The organism is Streptomyces sp. NPDC020845 (genome assembly GCF_044334165.1).
Lineage (GTDB): Bacteria > Actinomycetota > Actinomycetes > Streptomycetales > Streptomycetaceae > Streptomyces.
Map to the genome: position 1 here is coordinate 463001 of NZ_JBIRSJ010000002.1, position 17639 is coordinate 480639.

The following is a 17639-nucleotide window of genomic DNA, read 5'->3' on the forward strand; positions in this document are numbered from 1 at the left end:
GGCTGCGCCCCGGCCGTGGGCGGGCTGACTTTCCCCGCCCGGTCGCGGACGGCTGGGCGCGGCATGATGGGCGCATGCGTGCCGCCCGGCTGATCCGTCTTGTGCTGCTGCTCCAGTCCCGGCCCTCGATGACGGGGGCCGAGCTGGCGCGGGAGCTTGAGGTCTCGGAGCGTACGGTCACGCGCGATGTGGCAGCGCTGTCCGAGGCCGGGGTCCCGGTCTACGCGGACCGGGGCCGCAGCGGCGGCTACCGCCTGGTCGGCGGGTATCGCACCCGGCTGACCGGCCTCGGCCGTACGGAGGCCGAGGCGCTGTTCCTGTCCGGGGTGCCGGCCGCGCTGCGTGGCATGGGGCTCGCGGACGCCGCCTCCGCCGCCCGGCTGAAGGTGTCCGCCGCGCTCCTCCCGGAGCTGCGCGACGCCTCGCACACCGCTGCCCAGCGCTTCCACCTCGACGCCCCCGGCTGGTGGCAGGAGCCCGAGACACCGGACCTGCTGCCCGCCATCGCCGACGCCGTATGGGACGACCGCCGGATCACCGCCCGCTACCGCCGCCGGGACACGGAGGTGGAGCGGGAGCTGGAGCCGTACGGGCTGGTTCTGAAGGCGGGTGTCTGGTACCTGGCGGCGCGGGTCGGGGGCGGCGACTTCCGCGTCTACCGGGTGGACCGCTTCACCGCCGTCTCGCCGACCGCCGCTGCTGAGAGCAGACTCGACCGGCACGGCCGCTTCGAGCGGCTGGCGGACTTCGACCTGCCCGCGTTCTGGGAGGAGCGGGCCGCACAGTTCGTCCGCTCGCTGCTGCGCGAGAAGGTCGTGCTGCGGCTGACCGCGGAGGGCGCGCGGCGGCTGCCGTATGTGACGGACCGGACGGCGGGCCAGGAGGCCGTGGCGGCGGCCGGGGCGGCCGGGGATCCCGACGGGCCCGACGGGCAGGGGCGGATCACCGTCACCCTGCCCGTGGAGTCGCTGGACGTGGCGTACGAGCAGCTACTGACCCTCGGCCCGGAGGCCGAGGTGCTGGCCCCGCCGGAGCTGCGCCGGCGCTTCGCCGCGGCGGCCGCCCGCGCCGCGGAGCTCTACCAGTAGTCGGGCCGCCAGAGAGCATGCGGCGGCCGCCCGCCGCCGCCCTCTACCGGTAGTCCTCTGCCGTCCCTTCCTTCCCGCCGAAAACCACATCCCGGAAGTAGCCGAACGCATCCGGCCGCGAGCCATCCACATCCGTGAAGCCGTACTCCTTGGCCAGCTCCCCGCTGGACACCGACTTGCCCGACCACCGCACCCGCTCCGGGTCCGCCGCGAGCGCCGCGACCGCCCGTCCGACGAAGTGCGGCGTCTCGGCGATGGCGAAGTGCGGCTCTCGTGCGACGGCGTCGCGCCAGTTCTCCTCGGTCACCCCGAAGTGGTCGAGCATCTGCTCGGAGCGGAGAAAGCCCGGGGTGATGGAGACCGCCGTGCCGCCGAACTCCTTCAGTTCCTGGGCGAGCCCGAAGGCCGTCCGGATGGGGGCGTTCTTGGTGAGGTCGAAGAAAAGGTTCTCGCGGTAGGTCTTGTTGAATTCGGCCGTGCCGTCGGTCACCTCCACCACCAGCCCGCCCGGCTGCCGGATCAGCAGCGGCAGCGCGTAGTAGCTGGTGACGAGGTGGGTCTCGACGCCGAGGCGGAGCATCCGCAGCCCGTTCGCCAGCTCCAGTTCCCAGGTCTTCTTGTCGAAGGTGACCAGGTGCTCGCCTCCCCACACATCGTTGACGAGCACGTCCAGCCGCCCCTGCTCGTCCTCGATCCGCTCCACCAGCGCCCGCACCTGCTCGGGCACCAGATGGTCGACCGGTACCGCGATCCCCGTGCCGCCCGCGGCCGTGACCAGCTCCGCCGTCTCCTCGATGGTCTCCGTCGTCCGCCCGACCTCGCTGACCTTCTCGCGCGTGGTGCGCCCGGTCGCGTAGACGGTGGCCCCCGCCGCCCCCAGCTCCACGGCCATCGCCCGGCCCGCGCCGCGTGTCGCCCCCGCGACGAGTGCGACCCTGCCCGCCAGTGCGCCCTGTGTACTCACGTACGTATGTCCCTTCTCGGACTGGTGTGGTGTGAACGCCTCCGACCTTCGCAGTGAATCCCGCCATCTTCTGTCGTCTTTTCTCTGTCGCCTTGCATTCCGGGCCGCTCCGGCGTGCGCGGGCGCACGCGAGGGCCGATGCTGGTCCCGTGATGGACGAGACGGAGTTCTGGGAGCTGGTCGACAGCGCTCGGGATGCGGCCGAGGGCGACCCCGAGGACCAGTCCGACCTGCTCGTCGACCGGCTGTCCCAGCTCGATCCGGACGCCGTTCTGGACTTCGCCCGCCACTTCGAGGCCCGTTCCAACCGCGCCTACCGCTGGGACCTGTGGGGCGCGGCCCAACTCCTGCTGGGGGATGTGGGCGACGATGCCTTCGACGCCTTCCGCTACTGGCTGATCGGCCAGGGCCGGGACGTGTTCGAGGGCGCCCTGCACGAGCCGGACGACCTCGCCGAGCTGCTGGAGGACTTCGACGAGCAGGTGGACGGGGACTGCGAGGATCTGGGCTTCGCGGCGGACGAGGCGTACGAGCAGCTGACCGGCGCGGTGCTGCCGGACCTGGGCCTGCCGGCGCGGTCGGCCGAACCGGTCGGCGCGGTCCTCGACTTGACGGACGAGGGGGCGCTGGCGGAGCGGTTCCCCCGGCTGTGGGAACGCTTCCGCGGCTGACTCAGCGAGGGCAGCGGGCAGGGGCTCAGAGAGCGCGGCCCATCAGTACGTCGTCCACGTACTCCCCCTCCAGCAGGAACTCCCCCGGCAACACACCCTCCACCGCGAAGCCCTCGGACTCGTACAGCCGCCGCGCCGGGGCGTTGTGTCCAAGCACCCGCAGCGTGATCCGGACCGCCCCCTGGCGCCTGGCCTCCTCGTACGCCGCGCCGAGCAGCGCCCGCGCCACGCCCCGGCCGCGCGCCCAGTCGTCCACCGCCAGGCCCTGGATCGCGCGTACGTGCGTGTTGCAGGCCAGCGGGGTCGGCGCGACGAGGCGTATGAAGCCCGCCGTCCGCCCGTCGGCCTCGGCGATCAGCAGGTGGTCGGGCCGGTTCCGGTCGGTGAAGAAGGGGTCGTTCGGGTGCGGGGGCGGCTGTACGGAGTGCAGCGGGGACCAGGTGCGCCGGTCCAGGTCGGCGAGCGTCGTTTCGTCGGAGAGGGCGGCGGGTCGGATGGTCAGATCGGACATGTGGGCCACTGTGCCATGTCGGCCCGACCGCGCATGAGTTCGCCTTCGGGCTCGCTCTCTCATGCCCGCCCTCGCCCCGCGTTCACCGCCTGCCTCCGACATCCCGTGCACGATGGCGGGCAGGATGGCCCCATGCGTATCGCGATCACCGGTTCGTCCGGGCTCATCGGCACGGCTCTCGTCCGCTCCCTGCACGCGGACGGCCACCAGGTGGTGCGTCTGGTGCGGCGCGCGCCCCGGGCGGGGGACGAGGTCCAGTGGGATCCGCAGCGGCAGTGGGTGGACTCGGAAGGGCTCGCGGGCTGTGAGGCGGTGGTGCATCTCGCGGGTGCGGGGATCGGCGCCCGCCGCTGGACCGATGCGTACAAGAAGGAGTTGCGGGACAGCCGGGTGCTCGGCACGACCGCCGTCGCCGAGGCCGTGGCCTCGCTCGACGCTCCGCCCCGGGTGCTGGTGAGCGCCAGCGCGGTCGGCTTCTACGGCGACACCGGGGGGCGCGTGGTGGACGAGAGCGCGCCCCCTGGTGACGGATTTCTCGCGGACCTGTGCCAGCAGTGGGAGGAGGCGACCGCGCCGGCCCAGGAGGCGGGCGTACGGACCGTGTTCGCGCGCACGGGGCTGGTGGTGGCCGCTGAGGGCGGGGCCTGGGGGCGGCTCTTTCCGCTGTTCCGGTTCGGCCTCGGCGGCCGGATGGGCAGCGGCCGCCAGTACTGGAGCTTTATCGCCCTGGACGACCACATCGCCGCGCTGCGCCACATCCTGGCCACGGATGAGCTCGTGGGCCCGGTCAACCTCACCGCACCCGAGCCGATCACCAACCGGGAGGTGACCGCCGCCATGGGCCGGGTGCTGGGCCGGCCGACGCTGCTGTCCGTCCCCGCGCCCGCGCTGCGGCTTGCGCTCGGCGAGCTCTCCAGCGATGTGCTCGGCAGCGTACGGGCGGTGCCGCGGCGGCTGTTGGACTCGGGGTTCTCCTTCACCCACCCGGAGATCGAGCAGGCGCTGCGGGCCGCGCTGGCGGCGCGCGCCGCCGGTCGCCACTAGCCCATTTCAGCGCCACCCCAGGGCAACGTGCGACCGCTGTGCGCCCATGCTCGGTCGATGCGCGTCTGGCATCGACCATTTTTGTCCGTACTGTCATGACCGGCCCAGGGAACCCGAGTTGCGGAATGTACGCATCCGGGCTGCCGGTCGGGGGCAGCAGGCCCCTTAGCGTACGCACAGACCTCGGGGAGGGCACGTGCTCACCAGCGCGCACCGGACGGACGTCGTCATCGTGGGAGCCGGACTGGCGGGGCTGGCCGCGGCCCATCAGCTGACCAGCGCGGGGGTGACGGTCAGCGTTCTGGAAGCCGCGCCCCAGGTGGGCGGCCGTATGGCCACCGATCTGACCGACGGCTTCCGGCTGGACCGCAGCGGGCAGCTGGTCAACACCTCCTTCCCGGAGCTCCAGCGCACCCCTGGGCTCGGCGGGCTGGTGCTGCGCCCGTTCTCCCCGGGTGTGCTGGTACGCGCCGACGGCCGCACCCACCGGGTCGGCGCCACGGGCACCGGTGGCTGGGCAACCGGCAGTTGGGGAACCGGCGGCCGGGGCACGAACGGGCGCGGAACGAATGGGCGGGGGGCGAGTGGGCGAGGTACGAACGGCCGGGGCACAAGCGGCCGGGGCACGAGGGGCGCACTGACCACCGCACGCGCCCTTGCGAACGCCGCCCGTGCGCCCCTTGGCGGCGCACTCGACCAGGCCCGCCTAGGCGCCGCCCTCGGCAGGCTCGCCGCGCTGCCCGCCGACCGCCTCCTCACCCGCCCGGACCGGCCCGTCGCCGAGACCCTGGCCGGGCGTGGGCTGCCGGCCCGTACCGTCGAGGGCTTTCTGCGCCCGCTGCTCGTCTCGCTGCTCAGCGACCCCGAGTTGACCACCTCGAGCCGCTGCGCCGACCTGGTGCTGCGCGGCTACGCGCGAGGCCGCCTGTGCCTGCCCGCGGGCGGCGCCTCGGCCGTCCCCGAGCTGCTGGCCGCGGCCCTGCCGCCGGGTACGGTACGCACCGGCATACGCGCCGTGACCGCCTCCACGACCGCCGTGGCCACCGCCGAGCACGGCGAGATCGCCTGCCGTTCGATCCTGGTGGCCACCGGCGCCCGCGCCGCGGCCGACCTCCTCCCCGGGCTGCGGCTGCCGTCCTTCCACCCGGTCACCGTGTTGCACCACACCGCGGACAGTTCGCCGCTGCGCGAGCCCGCGCTGGTGCTCACCGCCGGGGACCACGGCCCGGTGGCCCACACCGCCGTCGCCAGCGAGGTCGACCCGTCGCGCACCCCGCCCGGCCGGGTCCTGATCACCTCTACGGTCCTCGGCGCCGCCGCGGCCCTGCCGACCGCCGAACTCGACCGGGCCGCCCGGGCCCAACTCGCCGCGGTCTACGGCACCTCCACCGCCCACTGGGAGCTGCTGGCCGCCCACCACGACCCGTACGCGGTCCCCGCCATGCCCGCCCCGCACGACCTGCGGCGCCCGGTCCGGCTGCTGTCCGGCCTGTACGTATGCGGGGACCACCGCGACTCCAGCACCGTGCAGGGAGCCCTCGTCTCCGGCCGCCGCGCCGCCCGAGCGATCCTCCATGACCTCGGCGCCCTCCCCGGCGCCGAGCCCACAGCCCCGGACGCGGCGGCGGCCTGACCCGCCACGCCCGGAGGACCTGCGGGGCGGCGGGCCACCCGCCGCCCCGCGCCCAAGCCTCAGACGTGCCCTGCCCGCCGCGGCAATACGTGGTGGCCGCCAGCATGTCCAGCAGCAGATCGACGTCGGCGTCCTTCCGGATGTCGCCGCGCTCGATCCCCCGCCGCAGGGCGGCCGCCGTCGTCGCGTCGGGCTGTCGGCCGGCGCCCTCACCCGGGTCGCGGGCTCCACCCCGCAGGCCAGGCGGTGCGGCCTCGAGGGCGAGGTCAGCGCCGGGCTGCAGCTCGCACAGACCCTGGCCACCGCCGTGATCAGCGGGGTGGGCGGGGCGCTGATCGGCGCGGCGCACGACCACGGGGGCGCGACCGTACGGCCCTTCTCGCCACCTTCGCGCACCGGAGCGCTCGCCGCACTCGGCATACGGCCCCGGGGATCAATCGAACCGTGGTTGGCGGTGGACCGCGGGCGCGGTGGTGATGCGCAAGGTGTAGCCCTGGCCGCGCCGTACGGTCACGCCCTGGTCGAGCGCGTCCCGCTCGGCGGGCTCCAGCTCCGTGGTGCGGAGAAAGCCGGCGACCTTGCCCGGCATGTCGAGGGTGACCGGCAGCTCCGGGGGGAGGGTGTCTTGCTCGATGGCGGTGTGGTCGGGCATGAGGTCGGAGACGGCCGTGCGGATGGCGCCGCGGCTGACGCCGTGGTCGCGGGCGGCGGCGAGGGTCTGCACCATGAACTTCACGGTGGACAGCAGCTCACCGGTGCGCGGGTGGCGGGCGGAGGGGTCCATCGCGGAGAACGCGCCGTCGTGGATGCGCAGTCCGCGGAACTTCGGGCGCTGGAGGGGGTGGAGGCGGCTGGAGGTGCCCCGGCTCGGTGGACGGCGACCGGCTCAGGTCGAGCGCAGGCAGAAGGGGTGTCCGGCCGGGCTGGCGTAGACGCGGCTACCGGTGCGGGTTTCCGGGGTGATCTCGTCGGTGGGCCGCAGTCGGGTGGCGCCGGCGTCGGTGGCCGTGCGGTCGGCGGTTGCGAGGGCGTCGACGCCGAAGTCGAGGTGCATCTGCTGGGAGGTGCCGTCCGGCCAGTTCGGGGCGGTGTGTCCGGGGGCGGACTGGACGACGATCACCGGGAGGCCGGGAGCCTGAACGAAGTGGTGGGTCGGCGTGGGGGTGACGGAGCCGCCGAGCAGCCGGTGCCAGAAGGAGCTCTCCTTCTCGATGTCGGCGGCGTCGATGATCACGGAGGTCAGGGTGATGGGCATGGGGGTGTCCTGTTCGTGCTGTCGGTGGTTGCTCAGACGGTCGGGATGATGCCGCCGTCGACGCGGAACTGTGCTCCGGTGAGCCATTTCGCGCGGCCGGAGGCGAGGAAGGCGATCATCTCGGCGACGTCCTCGGGATCTCCGGGGCGGCCCATGGGGACCTTCAGGTGGTCCACGATCTGCTGCGTGACCTCTTCGGTGGTGATGCCCTGCTTCTCGGCCATGTGTTTCAGGTGGGCGGTGGCACCGTCGGTGACGACAAAGCCGGGAAGGACGCAGACCACGCGCACCCCGTGCTCGCCGACCTCGGTGGCCAGTTCGCGGCTGTAGGTGTTGAGCGCGGCCTTGGCGGCGGCGTAGGACGCCTCGGTGCGCTGAGGCAGTTGGCTGGCGATCGAGGAGACGTGCACGACGACGCCGGAGCCCCGCTCAACCATTCCCGGCACCAGGGCCCGGTCCAGGCGCACGGCGCTGAGGAGGTTCATCTCCAGGTCCGCCTGCCAGGATTCGTCCGACCGGCTCAGGGTCGGCGCCGGGGCGCTCGCCGCGCCCGCGTTGTTCACGAGCACGTCCACGCCGCCCACCTGCTCGACGACGCGGCGGCCGAGTTCGGCCACACCCTGCTGCGTGGAGAGGTCCGCCGCGAGGAATGTGGCACCGCTGTCCTCCTCGGGCCGGCTGCGGGAGGCCGTCAGCACGGTCGCGCCCGCGGCGACGAAGCGGCGCACGGTCGCCGCGCCCAGGCCCCGGCTGCCGCCGGTGACCAGTACCCGAAGGCCGTCGAGGCTGTTGTCCGTGATGGGCATGGGGTCTCTCCTCCGTAAGATGAACCTGACTCCGGAAACGGTACACGCAAACGGAACCGGACTCACCTTATGGAGGTTCTCTTGCCGACATCACGCCCGCTGCGCGCCGACGCGCGACGCAACCGCGAGGCACTGCTGTCCGCGGCCCGCCAGGCGTTCCTCGGCGGCGACACCGACGCGCACGTCGAGGACATCGCCCGCAGCGCCGGCGTCGCCGTCGGAACGCTCTACCGCCACTTCGAAACCCGCGAAGCGCTGATCGAGGAGGTCTACCGCAAAGAGGTCGACGACCTGTGCGCCGCGCCCGGCGTCCTGCTGGACCAACACGCCCCGGAGGAGGCGCTGCGGCGCTTCCTGCTGCTGCTCGTGGACCACGCGGCGGTGGGCAAGGGGATGTCCAGTGTGCTGGAAAGCATCATGGCGACGGACTCACCGGTCTTCGACGACGCACGCACCCGTATGGCCAACGCCCTCTCCCTGCTGCTCGAAGCCGGCAGCGCGGCCGGCACCGTCCGCGACGACGTCACAGGCTCCACCCTGTTGCGCGCCCTGGGCGGCATCTGCGGAATGCGCGCCACGGAGGGCTGGTTGGTCGAGGCCCGGCAGATCACCGCCCTCCTCTTCGACGGCCTGCGACACGGCGCCCCGCAGTCACCCTGAGTCGGGGGCCGCGCGCCGTGCGCCGCCGGCCAGGTCCTGCCCGTCACTCCTGACCGCTCCCGCCGTCGTCCTCGTCCAGCTCCGGCGAGTCAGGATCGCGCAGCGGGCGCAGGGCGCCGGCGGCCGGGACACCGACGCGTCCTCGATCTGCAACTGCGCGGTCAGATGCTCGACGACCGACCACGGCACGTCCAGCGGGTCGTCCACCAGGAACCGGCCGACGTACCGGACGGTGCACATCTGCACCGCGAACCCCAACTGGTGCGCCGTCGTGCGGCGCGACGCGATCAGCTCCCGGTCCACGTCGTCCAGGAAGAAGAACCGCTCCAGCTCCGGCCGCGTCGGCTCCTCCACGAATCGTCCGTACGCCGCCGCTTGCTCATCGGTCAGAAATTCCACCGGCACCCGGCGGACGGTAGCCACCCATCATCCGGGCCCACTGGGCTTCCGGAGCAACCTGACCCCGCATCCCGAAGTTGTGCTGGACGGCCGTGATCAATCTCAGCGCCAACCACGGTTCGATTGATCCCCGGGGCCGGCATACCGCTGTCCCGCCGCCCGCGCCCTGGCCGAAGTCTCCGTGAGGTCCACGCCCGAGCCCCGGGCGCGGACCTCACGAGGTCGGACGCGGCCGGCCCGCGCCCCGTCTCCGGTCTACCCCAGCGCCGCCACCCGGTCCCGATACCCCCGTACCGCCGCCGCGTCCCGGTACGGCTCCAGCCGCCGCTCGAAGTCGCGTACGTAGTCCATGGCCCGCGCCGACCGCATCTCGGCCGCCTGCTGCGCCGCCTCCGCGCCCAGCGCGCAGGCCTGCTCCAGTTCGCCGAGGCCCAGCCGGGCCGTCGCCAGCACCACGCGGCAGAACAGCCTGCTGCGCGCGAACGCCTTGCCGCGCAGCTGGAGCGAGCGCTCGGCGTGCTGGGCGGCGGCGCGGTACTGCTGGAGATCGCGGTGGCAGTGTCCGAACTCGTCGGCCAGCTGCGCCTCGTCGAAGAACCGCGCCCAGTAGGGCACGTCGTCCGCGGGCCGGGACGTCTCCAGCGCGCGCTCGGCGCGCGCCAGCGAGGCGGTGCAGGCCCGGACCTCGCCGAGCACGGCGTGGCCCCGGGCCTCCACGGCATGCAGCAGGGACTGCAGGGCGGGCGGGGCGCCGGCGCCCATGCCCTGCTGAGCCACCCGGGCCAGCTGGACGGCTTCCCGTCCGTGGCCCAGGTAGACGGCCTGGCGACTCATCGTGACCAGCACATAGCTGCCGTACGGCCGGTCCCCGGCCGCCTGTGCGAGCCGCAGCGCCTGGACGAAGTAGCGCTGGGCCAGGCCGTGGGCGGCGATGTCGTACGACGTCCAGCCCGCCAGCCGGGTCAGATCGGCGATCGCCGCGAAGAGCCGCCGCCCGGTCGCCTCTCCGTAGGTGCCGCGCAGCATGGGTTCGCCCTCGTGTTCCAGATAGCGCACCAGGGCCTGTCGCGCGTGTCCGCCGCCGTACGTCTGGTCCAGCGACCGGAACAGTTCGCCCACCGACCGCAGTGCGGCGATGTCCCCGGCGGTGACCCGGTAGCCGGGCCCGCGCTGGGACCGGTCCGCCTGCCGCTGCCGGGGCAGCGGCGCCCGGCCGGCCGCCGGGCCGGGGGCGCGGGCGGCCACCCGGGGCCCCGGTAGGCCCGCGGCGGCGGCTGCCGTCGGCGGCTCGCCGCGCGCCACCTTGTCGTCGGGTCGCCCGATCAGCCAGTCGCGGCTGGGGACCACAAGACCGGCCGGGGTGAAGGCGATCTTGCGCAGTTCGGCCTGGCTGCCGGAGTCCTTGCGCCACAGCCCACTGACGATGTCCACCGCCTCCTGCGGGGTGGCGGCGAACTCCAGCCCGGCGTAGACCGGGGCGCACGCGTCGAGGCCCAGGTCCTGGGCGGTGAGTCGGCGCCCCAGGCGCCGGGTGAAGACCTCGGCGATCAGCGCCGGGGTGGTGCCGCGCGGCTGCTGTCCGCGCAGCCAGCGGGTCACCGATGTTTTGTCGTACCGCAGGTCCAGTCCGTGCTCGAGGCCGAGCTGGTCGACCCGCCGGGCGAGCCCGGCGTTGGAGAAGCCAGCCTCCGCGATGAGCGCGGCGAGCTGACGGTTGGGAATGCGCTGCGGGGGTCGTTCCGTCATCAGCCTGCCGGTCTCCCTGATCGCTTCGTGGAAACGGCCCGAAAGTAGCCGCCGATGAGGCACTGATCGTCTCGGTCGCCCTGCATTCATCCGATCGTGTGAGGGGTCGGGTGAAGCGTCGGGTGAGAACGATCCGGATGCGGGGGCCGGATTCGCCGGACGTACAGTGGCTGAGGCGCCCGGAGTCGGGCGCCGGAGCGCTGTACGAGGTCCGAAGGGATTGCCGCCGTGAGTGAGCTGCGCTTTGTCCATCTGGGGTTCGGGGCGGACGCCGTCGAGTACCAGGAGGCATGGCAGGAGCAGAGGCGGGTGCACGCCGCTCGGTTCGCCGATGAGGCGCCGGACACCTGTCTGCTGCTGGAGCACCCGCCGGTCTACACGGCGGGCCGGCGCACGGCGGACGACGAGCGCCCCCTGGATGGCACTCCGGTCGTGGACGTGGACCGTGGCGGCAAGATCACCTGGCATGGCCCGGGGCAGCTCGTCGGCTATCCGATCCTCAAGCTGCCGCGTCCGGTGGACGTCGTCGCGCATGTACGGCGTCTGGAGGAGGCCCTGCTGCTGACCTGTGCGGAGTTCGGCCTGGAGGCCACCCGGGTCGAGGGCCGCAGCGGGGTGTGGGTGCTGGGCGATCCGCTGGAGGAGCGCCGCGCGCTGGGCGGGCTGAACCTGGACTTCGATCCGCGCGTGGCCGACGAGGAGTTCGACCCGCGGCTGAACGGCCCGGAGTACGCCCCGTCCAACGCCGGGCAGCGCCGCGAGGACCGCAAGCTCGCCCAGATCGGGGTGCGGGTCGCCAAGGGCGTGACGATGCACGGCTTCTCGCTGAACTGCAACCCCGACACCACCTGGTTCGACCGGATCGTGCCGTGCGGGATCCGCGACGCGGGGGTGACCTCGCTCTCGGAGGAGCTGGGCCGCGATATCTCCGTGACGGAGGTGGTTCCGGTGATCGAGAAGCATCTGCGGACCGTCATGGAGTCCGCCGTACCGCTGCCGCGCGCCGTCTGACCGCTGCCCCGCGCCGAGGCCATTCCATTCTCTGACGGGGTCCCTGGGCGTAAGGGCGTACGAATGACGGGCGTACGCTGGGGTTCACCAAAGATTCGATGCCTCTCCAAGCACTGACAAGCACTAAGGAGTGCCGGACGTGTCCGCAGTCGCACCCGACGGACGCAAAATGCTGCGCCTTGAGGTCCGGAACAGCCAGACGCCCATCGAGCGCAAGCCCGAGTGGATCAAGACCCGCGCGAAGATGGGTCCCGAGTACACCGAGCTGCAGGGCCTGGTGAAGCGCGAGGGCCTGCACACCGTGTGTCAGGAGGCGGGCTGTCCGAACATCTACGAATGCTGGGAAGACCGCGAGGCGACCTTCCTGATCGGCGGCGACCAGTGCACCCGGCGCTGTGACTTCTGCCAGATCGACACCGGTAAGCCGCAGGCCCTGGACCGGGACGAGCCGCGCCGGGTCGCCGAGTCGGTCCAGTCCATGGAGCTGAAGTACGCGACGGTCACCGGTGTCGCGCGCGACGACCTCGAGGACGGCGGCGCCTGGCTGTACGCCGAGACGGTCCGCCAGATCCACTCGCTGATGCCGGACACCGGCGTCGAGCTGCTGATCCCGGACTTCAACGCGGTGCCCGAGCAGCTTGCCGAGGTCTTCTCCGCCCGCCCCGAGGTGCTGGCGCACAATGTGGAGACCGTCCCGCGGATCTTCAAGCGCATCCGCCCCGGCTTCCGCTATGAGCGCTCGCTCGAGGTGATCACCAAGGCGCGTGAGGCGGGTCTGGTCACCAAGTCCAATCTGATCCTGGGCATGGGCGAGGAGCGGGCGGAAATCAGCCAGGCGCTCCAGGACCTGTACGACGCGGGATGCGAGCTGATCACGATCACGCAGTATCTGCGGCCGAGTGTCCGGCACCACCCGGTGGACCGCTGGGTCAAGCCCCAGGAGTTCGTGGAGTTGAAGGAGGAGGCGGAGGAGATCGGCTACGCCGGTGTCATGTCCGGTCCGCTCGTCCGCTCCTCGTACCGCGCGGGCCGGCTCTACCAGCAGGCGGTCGAAAAGCGCGGTGCCGTGGTGGCCGCTCAGGCGGTATGACCACCGGATGTGACCAATACGCTATGTGAGTACGGGCACACGCACGCTCGCACCTTGGACAATGCCGCTGGTCAGAGCGAGAGCAGCGGCATTTCAAGGCTTCATCGGTGTTTGACCGGCCGGTCACGCGCTGGTAACACCTTTGGGTAACGATTAAGCCACACAACGCTCCGTGTGTGGGCTCTGATCATCCGCTGCTCCCGAGGGGGACCCATGTCGGCCGCGCCCGTACGCCCGCCGTCCGTCACCGACGCACTGCTCGTTCTGGAGGGGCTGCTGCTGGGCGGCGGGCAGCGCACCGCCCGCCGTAACGCCTGGACCGCGGTCCTGGAGGACCGGCGCCGCGCGAAGGATCGTCACGAGGCCGAGCACGTGCTGGAGGCCGTGTCCACCGGGGCTTCCCAGGCCACGTAAACTTCGCTGTATGGCGAGGAAGGAAAATTCCGAGAACCCCGGGCGGCTGAAGCAGATCGCCCTGACCTACAAGATGACCAAGAAGGTCGACTCGAAGGTCGGTCTTGTCGTCGCCGCGGTGGGAATCGTCACGTTCGGTGTCTTCCTCGCGATCGGCTTCTGGATCGACCACCCGATCTTCCTGGGCATCCTGGGCTTCGTCCTGGCCTTCCTCGCGATGGCGATCGTTTTCGGCCGCCGTGCCGAGCGAGCGGCCTTCGGACAGATGGAAGGACAGCCGGGCGCGGCGGCGGCGGTGCTGGAGAACGTGGGCCGTGGCTGGTCGGTGACGCCCGCGGTGGCGATGAACCGCAACCAGGACGTGATCCACCGGGCCGTCGGCAAGGCGGGCATCGTGCTGGTCGCGGAGGGCAACCCGAACCGGCTGAAGTCCATGCTGGCCGCGGAGAAGAAGCGGATGGCGCGCATCGTCGCGGATGTGCCGGTGCACGATGTGATCGTGGGCACCGGCGAGGACCAGGTGCCGATCAAGAAGCTGCGCACCAAGCTGCTGAAGCTGCCGCGGGTGCTGCCCGGCGGCCAGGTGACCGCGGTCAACGACCGGCTGCGGGCGCTGGGCGATCTGATGAGCAACATGCCGATCCCCAAGGGCCCGATGCCCAAGGGGATGCGGATGCCGAAGGGCCGCTGAGCCCCGTACCAGCACAACAGGACCGCATACGACTGGGGCGGCCCGGAATCGAGATTCCGGGCCGCCCCAGTCGTCTCAGCAGTCGTTTCAGCCCAGTCGTACGAGCACCGGCCGCATGACCACCTCAGACCTGGATCTGCACCGAGTTCGCGAACCGGTCGTGCAGACCGCGGGTGTCCCGGTCCCAGACCACCGCGGGGATCACGATCAGCAGCAGCACGCTGCGCAGCACCACCCGCGGCAGGCTCAGCCGCCCGCCGCTGGCGGAGATCACGCGCAGCTTCAGCAGCAGCTTTCCGGGAGTGCAGCCGACCGTGCCGACGGTGAGCACGCTCAGTACGAAGAAGACGGCCAGCGCCCAGTTGCCCGTGGCCTGCGCCTTGCCGCCGGACAGCAGCGCGTAGGAGACGAGCAGGCACAGTCCCCAGTCGATGAGCAGCGCCCCGAGGCGGCGTCCGATGGGTGCGATGGAGCCCGGCCCGCTCTCGGGCAGCCCCAGTGCCTCGCCCCGGTAGCCCAGCTCGACGCCCATGTCCTCGGCGGCCGCGCGCGGCCCGGAGAGCCATGATCCGATTGCTTGCCTCTTATCCACGCGACCACGGTACTGCGATGGCATACGGTCCCTACGGACCGGGCCCCGGACCGGGCCCCGGCCTCACATGCCCCACGCGCACGAGACGTATGCCGGTTAACCTGGGTGAAACAAATGGGTCATGCTTGGGAAATCCCGTCTGCCTATGGTCGGCCCCAGCGCGCCAGCCGCACATGAGCCGCGCGACCGAACAAATCCCCGTCCCCCGCGGCCGGGCTAGGAGGAGTTGGATGTTCCAGAACGCCGACGACGCTCGGAAGTTCATCTCGGACGAGGACGTCAAGTTCGTAGACGTCCGGTTCTGTGACCTTCCCGGCGTCATGCAGCACTTCACCGTACCGGCGGAGGCGTTCGACCCGCACGAGGAGCTCGCCTTCGACGGCTCGTCGATCCGCGGTTTCCAGGCGATCCACGAGTCGGACATGGCCCTGCGTGCGGACCTGTCGACGGCCCGTGTCGACCCGTTCCGGCGGGACAAGACGCTCAACATCAACTTCTTCATCCACGACCCGATCACGGGCGAGCAGTACAGCCGTGACCCGCGGAACATCGCCAAGAAGGCCGAGGCCTACCTCGCCTCCACCGGTATCGCCGACACCGCGTACTTCGGCCCCGAGGCCGAGTTCTACGTGTTCGACAGCGTCCGCTTCGAGACCAAGTCGAACGAGGCGTTCTACCACATCGACTCCGAGGCGGGCGCCTGGAACACCGGTGCGCTGGAGGACAACCGCGGCTACAAGGTCCGCTACAAGGGCGGCTACTTCCCGACCCCGCCGGTCGACCACTTCGCCGATCTGCGCGCCGAGATCAGCCTCGAGCTGAACAAGTCCGGTCTCCAGGTCGAGCGCCAGCACCACGAGGTGGGCACCGCCGGCCAGGCCGAGATCAACTACAAGTTCAACACGCTGCTTGCCGCTGCCGATGACCTGCAGCTGTTCAAGTACATCGTCAAGAACGTCGCGTGGAAGAACGGCAAGACCGCGACCTTCATGCCGAAGCCGATCTTCGGTGACAACGGCTCGGGCATGCACGTCCACCAGTCCCTGTGGCTGGGTGGCGAGCCCCTCTTCTACGACGAGCAGGGCTACGCGGGCCTGTCCGACATGGCCCGCTACTACATCGGCGGCATCCTCAAGCACGCCCCGTCGCTGCTGGCCTTCACCAACCCGACGGTGAACTCCTACCACCGTCTGGTCCCGGGCTTCGAGGCCCCGGTCAACCTGGTGTACTCGCAGCGCAACCGCTCCGCCGCGATGCGTATCCCGATCACCGGCTCCAACCCGAAGGCCAAGCGCGTCGAGTTCCGCGCCCCGGACTCCTCCGGCAACCCGTACCTGGCCTTCTCCGCCCTCCTCCTCGCGGGTCTGGACGGCATCAAGAACAAGATCGAGCCGGCCGAGCCGATCGACAAGGACCTCTACGAGCTCGCCCCCGAGGAGCACGCGGGCGTCCCGCAGGTCCCGACCTCGCTCCCGGCCGTTCTCGACTCCCTCGAGGCCGACCACGAGTTCCTGCTCCAGGGCGATGTCTTCACCTCGGACCTGATCGAGACCTGGATCGACTACAAGCGCACCAACGAGATCGCTCCGCTGCAGCTGCGTCCGCACCCGCACGAGTTCGAGCTCTACTTCGACGTGTGATCCGACCGGCGTCCCCTGGACTCGGCTGAGCCTCGCCACCGCCCGTCGGGCGGTGGCGAGGCTCAGTGCTTTGCGCTCACGCGATGGTGACAGTCCTGGTGTCACTCGACCCGCTGAAGTTGGTGTCTCCCGCGTAGGTGCTCGTGAGCGTGTAGCTGCCGGCCGGCTGGGTGCCGTCCGTGAGGAAGGCGAAGCCGTTGGCGTCCACGTTCGCGGAGCCGCTGAACACAGTGGTCACGCCCTGGGTGAGGACGAAGTTGACCGGTCCCGTGCGGGTTCCCGACCCCGGGGGCACGGGTTGCACGAAGGCGATGAAGGAGACGGGCTGACCGGCGGCCGACTGGTGGGCAGTGCCCGTGGTCGTGGTGGCCGCCTGGCTCACCGTCTGTGTGAGGGGGGTCGTCGTCGACGAATTGGCGAAGGTGCTCGGTGCGTTGGATGTGTAGGCGGCGCTCACGGTGTGCGTGCCGACTGCGAGGGTGCTGGTGGAGAAGGTCGCCTGGCCGCTCACCAAGGTCACGGGGCCGGTGGGGTTGCCGTCGATGGTGAAGACGACCGTGCCGGTCGGCGTGCCCGTCGCGGGCGGGTTCGTGGTGACCGTGGCGGTGAACGTCACGTTCTGCCCGAACACCGACGGATTCGCCGAAGAACTCAGAGTCGTCGTCGTGGCCGCCGGCCCGGCGTTCACCGTCTGGGTGTCGGATCCGGCGGACGGCAGGAAGTTCGTGTCGCCGCTGTAGATCGCGGTGATCGCGTGCGAGCCGACCCCCAGGCTGCTGAGATTGATCGTGGCCTGGTTACCCGACACCGGCTGGGTGAACGTTCCCCCTCCGGAGCCGGTGACGACGAAGGTGACCGTGCCGGTCGGCGTACCCATTGCGGGGGCGACCGGCGTGACCGTGGCGGTGATCGCCACGTTCTGCCCCAGGTTGGACGGGTCCGGCGCCGAGACCACCAAGGTGGTCGTCGTGCCCTGGATGACGGCCACGGCGTTGAAGCCGGTGGAGCCCGTGAAGTTGGCGTCGCCGGAGTAGGCGGCGGTGACCGTGAGAACACCGGCGCTCGTGGCGGTGAATGTCGCCGAGGCCGTGCCGCCCACCAGCGACGGGTTCGCGGAGGAAGGGGTTGCTCCAGGAATGGAGATGTTCACGGTGCCTGTGGGGGTCCCGACTCCGAGCGGGATCACGGTGGCGGTGACGGTGAAGGACTGGCCGACGACCACCGGATTCGGCGATACGGTCACCAGGGTAATCGTGGGACTAGGCATGATGAGCCCTCCGTGCTGCGTGCTGTGGGTGTTGGTGGGCCGTGTTTCGCCGCGCGATGCCTTGAGCCGGGCGGAGCGGCGCTTCATGTGCCAGGGGGGCTCATCACGGCGACTGACGCTGCGTCACATACGCGTCGCCGTCCCCCGGCAGATGGGA

At 71.3% G+C, this 17639-nt stretch carries 18 protein-coding genes and 1 pseudogene; 10 read left to right on the forward strand and 9 right to left on the reverse strand.

The genetic code is table 11. The features are described 5' to 3' along the window. The first annotated feature begins 74 nt into the window (after window positions 1-74). On the forward strand, window positions 75-1088 hold the full coding sequence (locus ACH4U7_RS05990; RefSeq protein WP_398526776.1) for a helix-turn-helix transcriptional regulator: 1014 nt from the start codon (window positions 75-77) through the stop codon (window positions 1086-1088). Between the two features lie 43 nt (window positions 1089-1131). Here ACH4U7_RS05990 and ACH4U7_RS05995 read toward each other — a convergent pair whose 3' ends face one another. Further along, window positions 1132-2052 (reverse strand): SDR family oxidoreductase, encoded by a 921-nt coding sequence (locus tag ACH4U7_RS05995; protein ID WP_398526777.1) that lies wholly within the window; start codon window positions 2050-2052, stop codon window positions 1132-1134. A gap of 152 nt (window positions 2053-2204) precedes the next feature. Between ACH4U7_RS05995 and ACH4U7_RS06000 the strand changes: the two genes are divergently transcribed. Then, window positions 2205-2723 (forward strand): DUF4240 domain-containing protein, encoded by a 519-nt coding sequence (locus ACH4U7_RS06000; protein ID WP_398527007.1) that lies wholly within the window; start codon window positions 2205-2207, stop codon window positions 2721-2723. A gap of 25 nt (window positions 2724-2748) precedes the next feature. Here ACH4U7_RS06000 and ACH4U7_RS06005 read toward each other — a convergent pair whose 3' ends face one another. Then, entirely contained in the window at window positions 2749-3234 is a 486-nt protein-coding gene (locus ACH4U7_RS06005; protein ID WP_398526778.1) for a GNAT family N-acetyltransferase, read from the reverse strand. 132 nt (window positions 3235-3366) lie between these two features. Between ACH4U7_RS06005 and ACH4U7_RS06010 the strand changes: the two genes are divergently transcribed. Continuing rightward, window positions 3367-4278 carry a TIGR01777 family oxidoreductase gene (locus ACH4U7_RS06010; RefSeq protein WP_398526779.1) on the forward strand — a complete coding sequence of 304 codons (912 nt, stop codon included), beginning with the start codon at window positions 3367-3369 and terminating at the stop codon, window positions 4276-4278. A gap of 196 nt (window positions 4279-4474) precedes the next feature. Next, window positions 4475-5911 (forward strand): NAD(P)/FAD-dependent oxidoreductase, encoded by a 1437-nt coding sequence (locus ACH4U7_RS06015; protein WP_398526780.1) that lies wholly within the window; start codon window positions 4475-4477, stop codon window positions 5909-5911. A gap of 433 nt (window positions 5912-6344) precedes the next feature. Here ACH4U7_RS06015 and ACH4U7_RS06020 read toward each other — a convergent pair whose 3' ends face one another. The 3 genes from ACH4U7_RS06020 to ACH4U7_RS06030 form a co-directional block, all read right to left on the reverse strand. Next, on the reverse strand, window positions 6345-6695 hold the full coding sequence (locus tag ACH4U7_RS06020; RefSeq protein ID WP_398526781.1) for a hypothetical protein: 351 nt from the start codon (window positions 6693-6695) through the stop codon (window positions 6345-6347). Window positions 6696-6797: 102 nt separating this feature from the next. Then, complete coding sequence (locus tag ACH4U7_RS06025; RefSeq protein ID WP_398526782.1) at window positions 6798-7166, reverse strand: VOC family protein; 369 nt, start codon at window positions 7164-7166, stop codon at window positions 6798-6800. A gap of 32 nt (window positions 7167-7198) precedes the next feature. Next, window positions 7199-7972: an SDR family oxidoreductase gene (locus ACH4U7_RS06030; RefSeq protein ID WP_351365111.1), complete on the reverse strand. Its 774-nt coding sequence runs from the start codon at window positions 7970-7972 to the stop codon at window positions 7199-7201. Between the two features lie 81 nt (window positions 7973-8053). Between ACH4U7_RS06030 and ACH4U7_RS06035 the strand changes: the two genes are divergently transcribed. After that, window positions 8054-8632 (forward strand): TetR/AcrR family transcriptional regulator, encoded by a 579-nt coding sequence (locus tag ACH4U7_RS06035; protein WP_398526783.1) that lies wholly within the window; start codon window positions 8054-8056, stop codon window positions 8630-8632. A gap of 132 nt (window positions 8633-8764) precedes the next feature. Here the strand turns inward: ACH4U7_RS06035 and ACH4U7_RS06040 are convergent. After that, window positions 8765-9037: pseudogene (locus ACH4U7_RS06040) on the reverse strand (DUF4158 domain-containing protein); the annotation flags it as partial. Between the two features lie 249 nt (window positions 9038-9286). Next, window positions 9287-10777 (reverse strand): regulator, encoded by a 1491-nt coding sequence (locus tag ACH4U7_RS06045; RefSeq protein WP_398526784.1) that lies wholly within the window; start codon window positions 10775-10777, stop codon window positions 9287-9289. Between the two features lie 228 nt (window positions 10778-11005). Here ACH4U7_RS06045 and lipB point away from each other — a divergent pair, with 228 nt between their 5' ends. The 4 genes from lipB to ACH4U7_RS06065 all read left to right on the forward strand — a co-directional run bounded on the left by lipB (window position 11006) and on the right by ACH4U7_RS06065 (window position 13983). After that, entirely contained in the window at window positions 11006-11788 is a 783-nt protein-coding gene (lipB, locus tag ACH4U7_RS06050) for a lipoyl(octanoyl) transferase LipB (RefSeq protein ID WP_398526785.1), read from the forward strand. Window positions 11789-11927: 139 nt separating this feature from the next. Continuing rightward, window positions 11928-12878 carry a lipoyl synthase gene (lipA, locus tag ACH4U7_RS06055; RefSeq protein WP_089506214.1) on the forward strand — a complete coding sequence of 317 codons (951 nt, stop codon included), beginning with the start codon at window positions 11928-11930 and terminating at the stop codon, window positions 12876-12878. A gap of 213 nt (window positions 12879-13091) precedes the next feature. After that, window positions 13092-13292: a hypothetical protein gene (locus tag ACH4U7_RS06060; RefSeq protein ID WP_089506213.1), complete on the forward strand. Its 201-nt coding sequence runs from the start codon at window positions 13092-13094 to the stop codon at window positions 13290-13292. A 10-nt stretch (window positions 13293-13302) separates the two neighbouring features. Next, the gene (locus tag ACH4U7_RS06065) at window positions 13303-13983 is read left to right on the forward strand and encodes a DUF4191 domain-containing protein (protein WP_398526786.1); all 681 of its coding nucleotides are present in this window, start codon (window positions 13303-13305) and stop codon (window positions 13981-13983) included. 124 nt (window positions 13984-14107) lie between these two features. Here ACH4U7_RS06065 and ACH4U7_RS06070 read toward each other — a convergent pair whose 3' ends face one another. Next, complete coding sequence (locus tag ACH4U7_RS06070; protein ID WP_385622474.1) at window positions 14108-14575, reverse strand: RDD family protein; 468 nt, start codon at window positions 14573-14575, stop codon at window positions 14108-14110. 230 nt (window positions 14576-14805) lie between these two features. Here ACH4U7_RS06070 and glnA point away from each other — a divergent pair, with 230 nt between their 5' ends. After that, the gene (glnA, locus tag ACH4U7_RS06075) at window positions 14806-16215 is read left to right on the forward strand and encodes a type I glutamate--ammonia ligase (protein WP_385622477.1); all 1410 of its coding nucleotides are present in this window, start codon (window positions 14806-14808) and stop codon (window positions 16213-16215) included. 76 nt (window positions 16216-16291) lie between these two features. On the opposite strand, the gene ACH4U7_RS06080 is transcribed toward glnA, so the two are convergent. Continuing rightward, on the reverse strand, window positions 16292-17458 hold the full coding sequence (locus ACH4U7_RS06080) for an Ig-like domain-containing protein (RefSeq protein ID WP_398526787.1): 1167 nt from the start codon (window positions 17456-17458) through the stop codon (window positions 16292-16294). Window positions 17459-17639 lie beyond the last annotated feature (181 nt).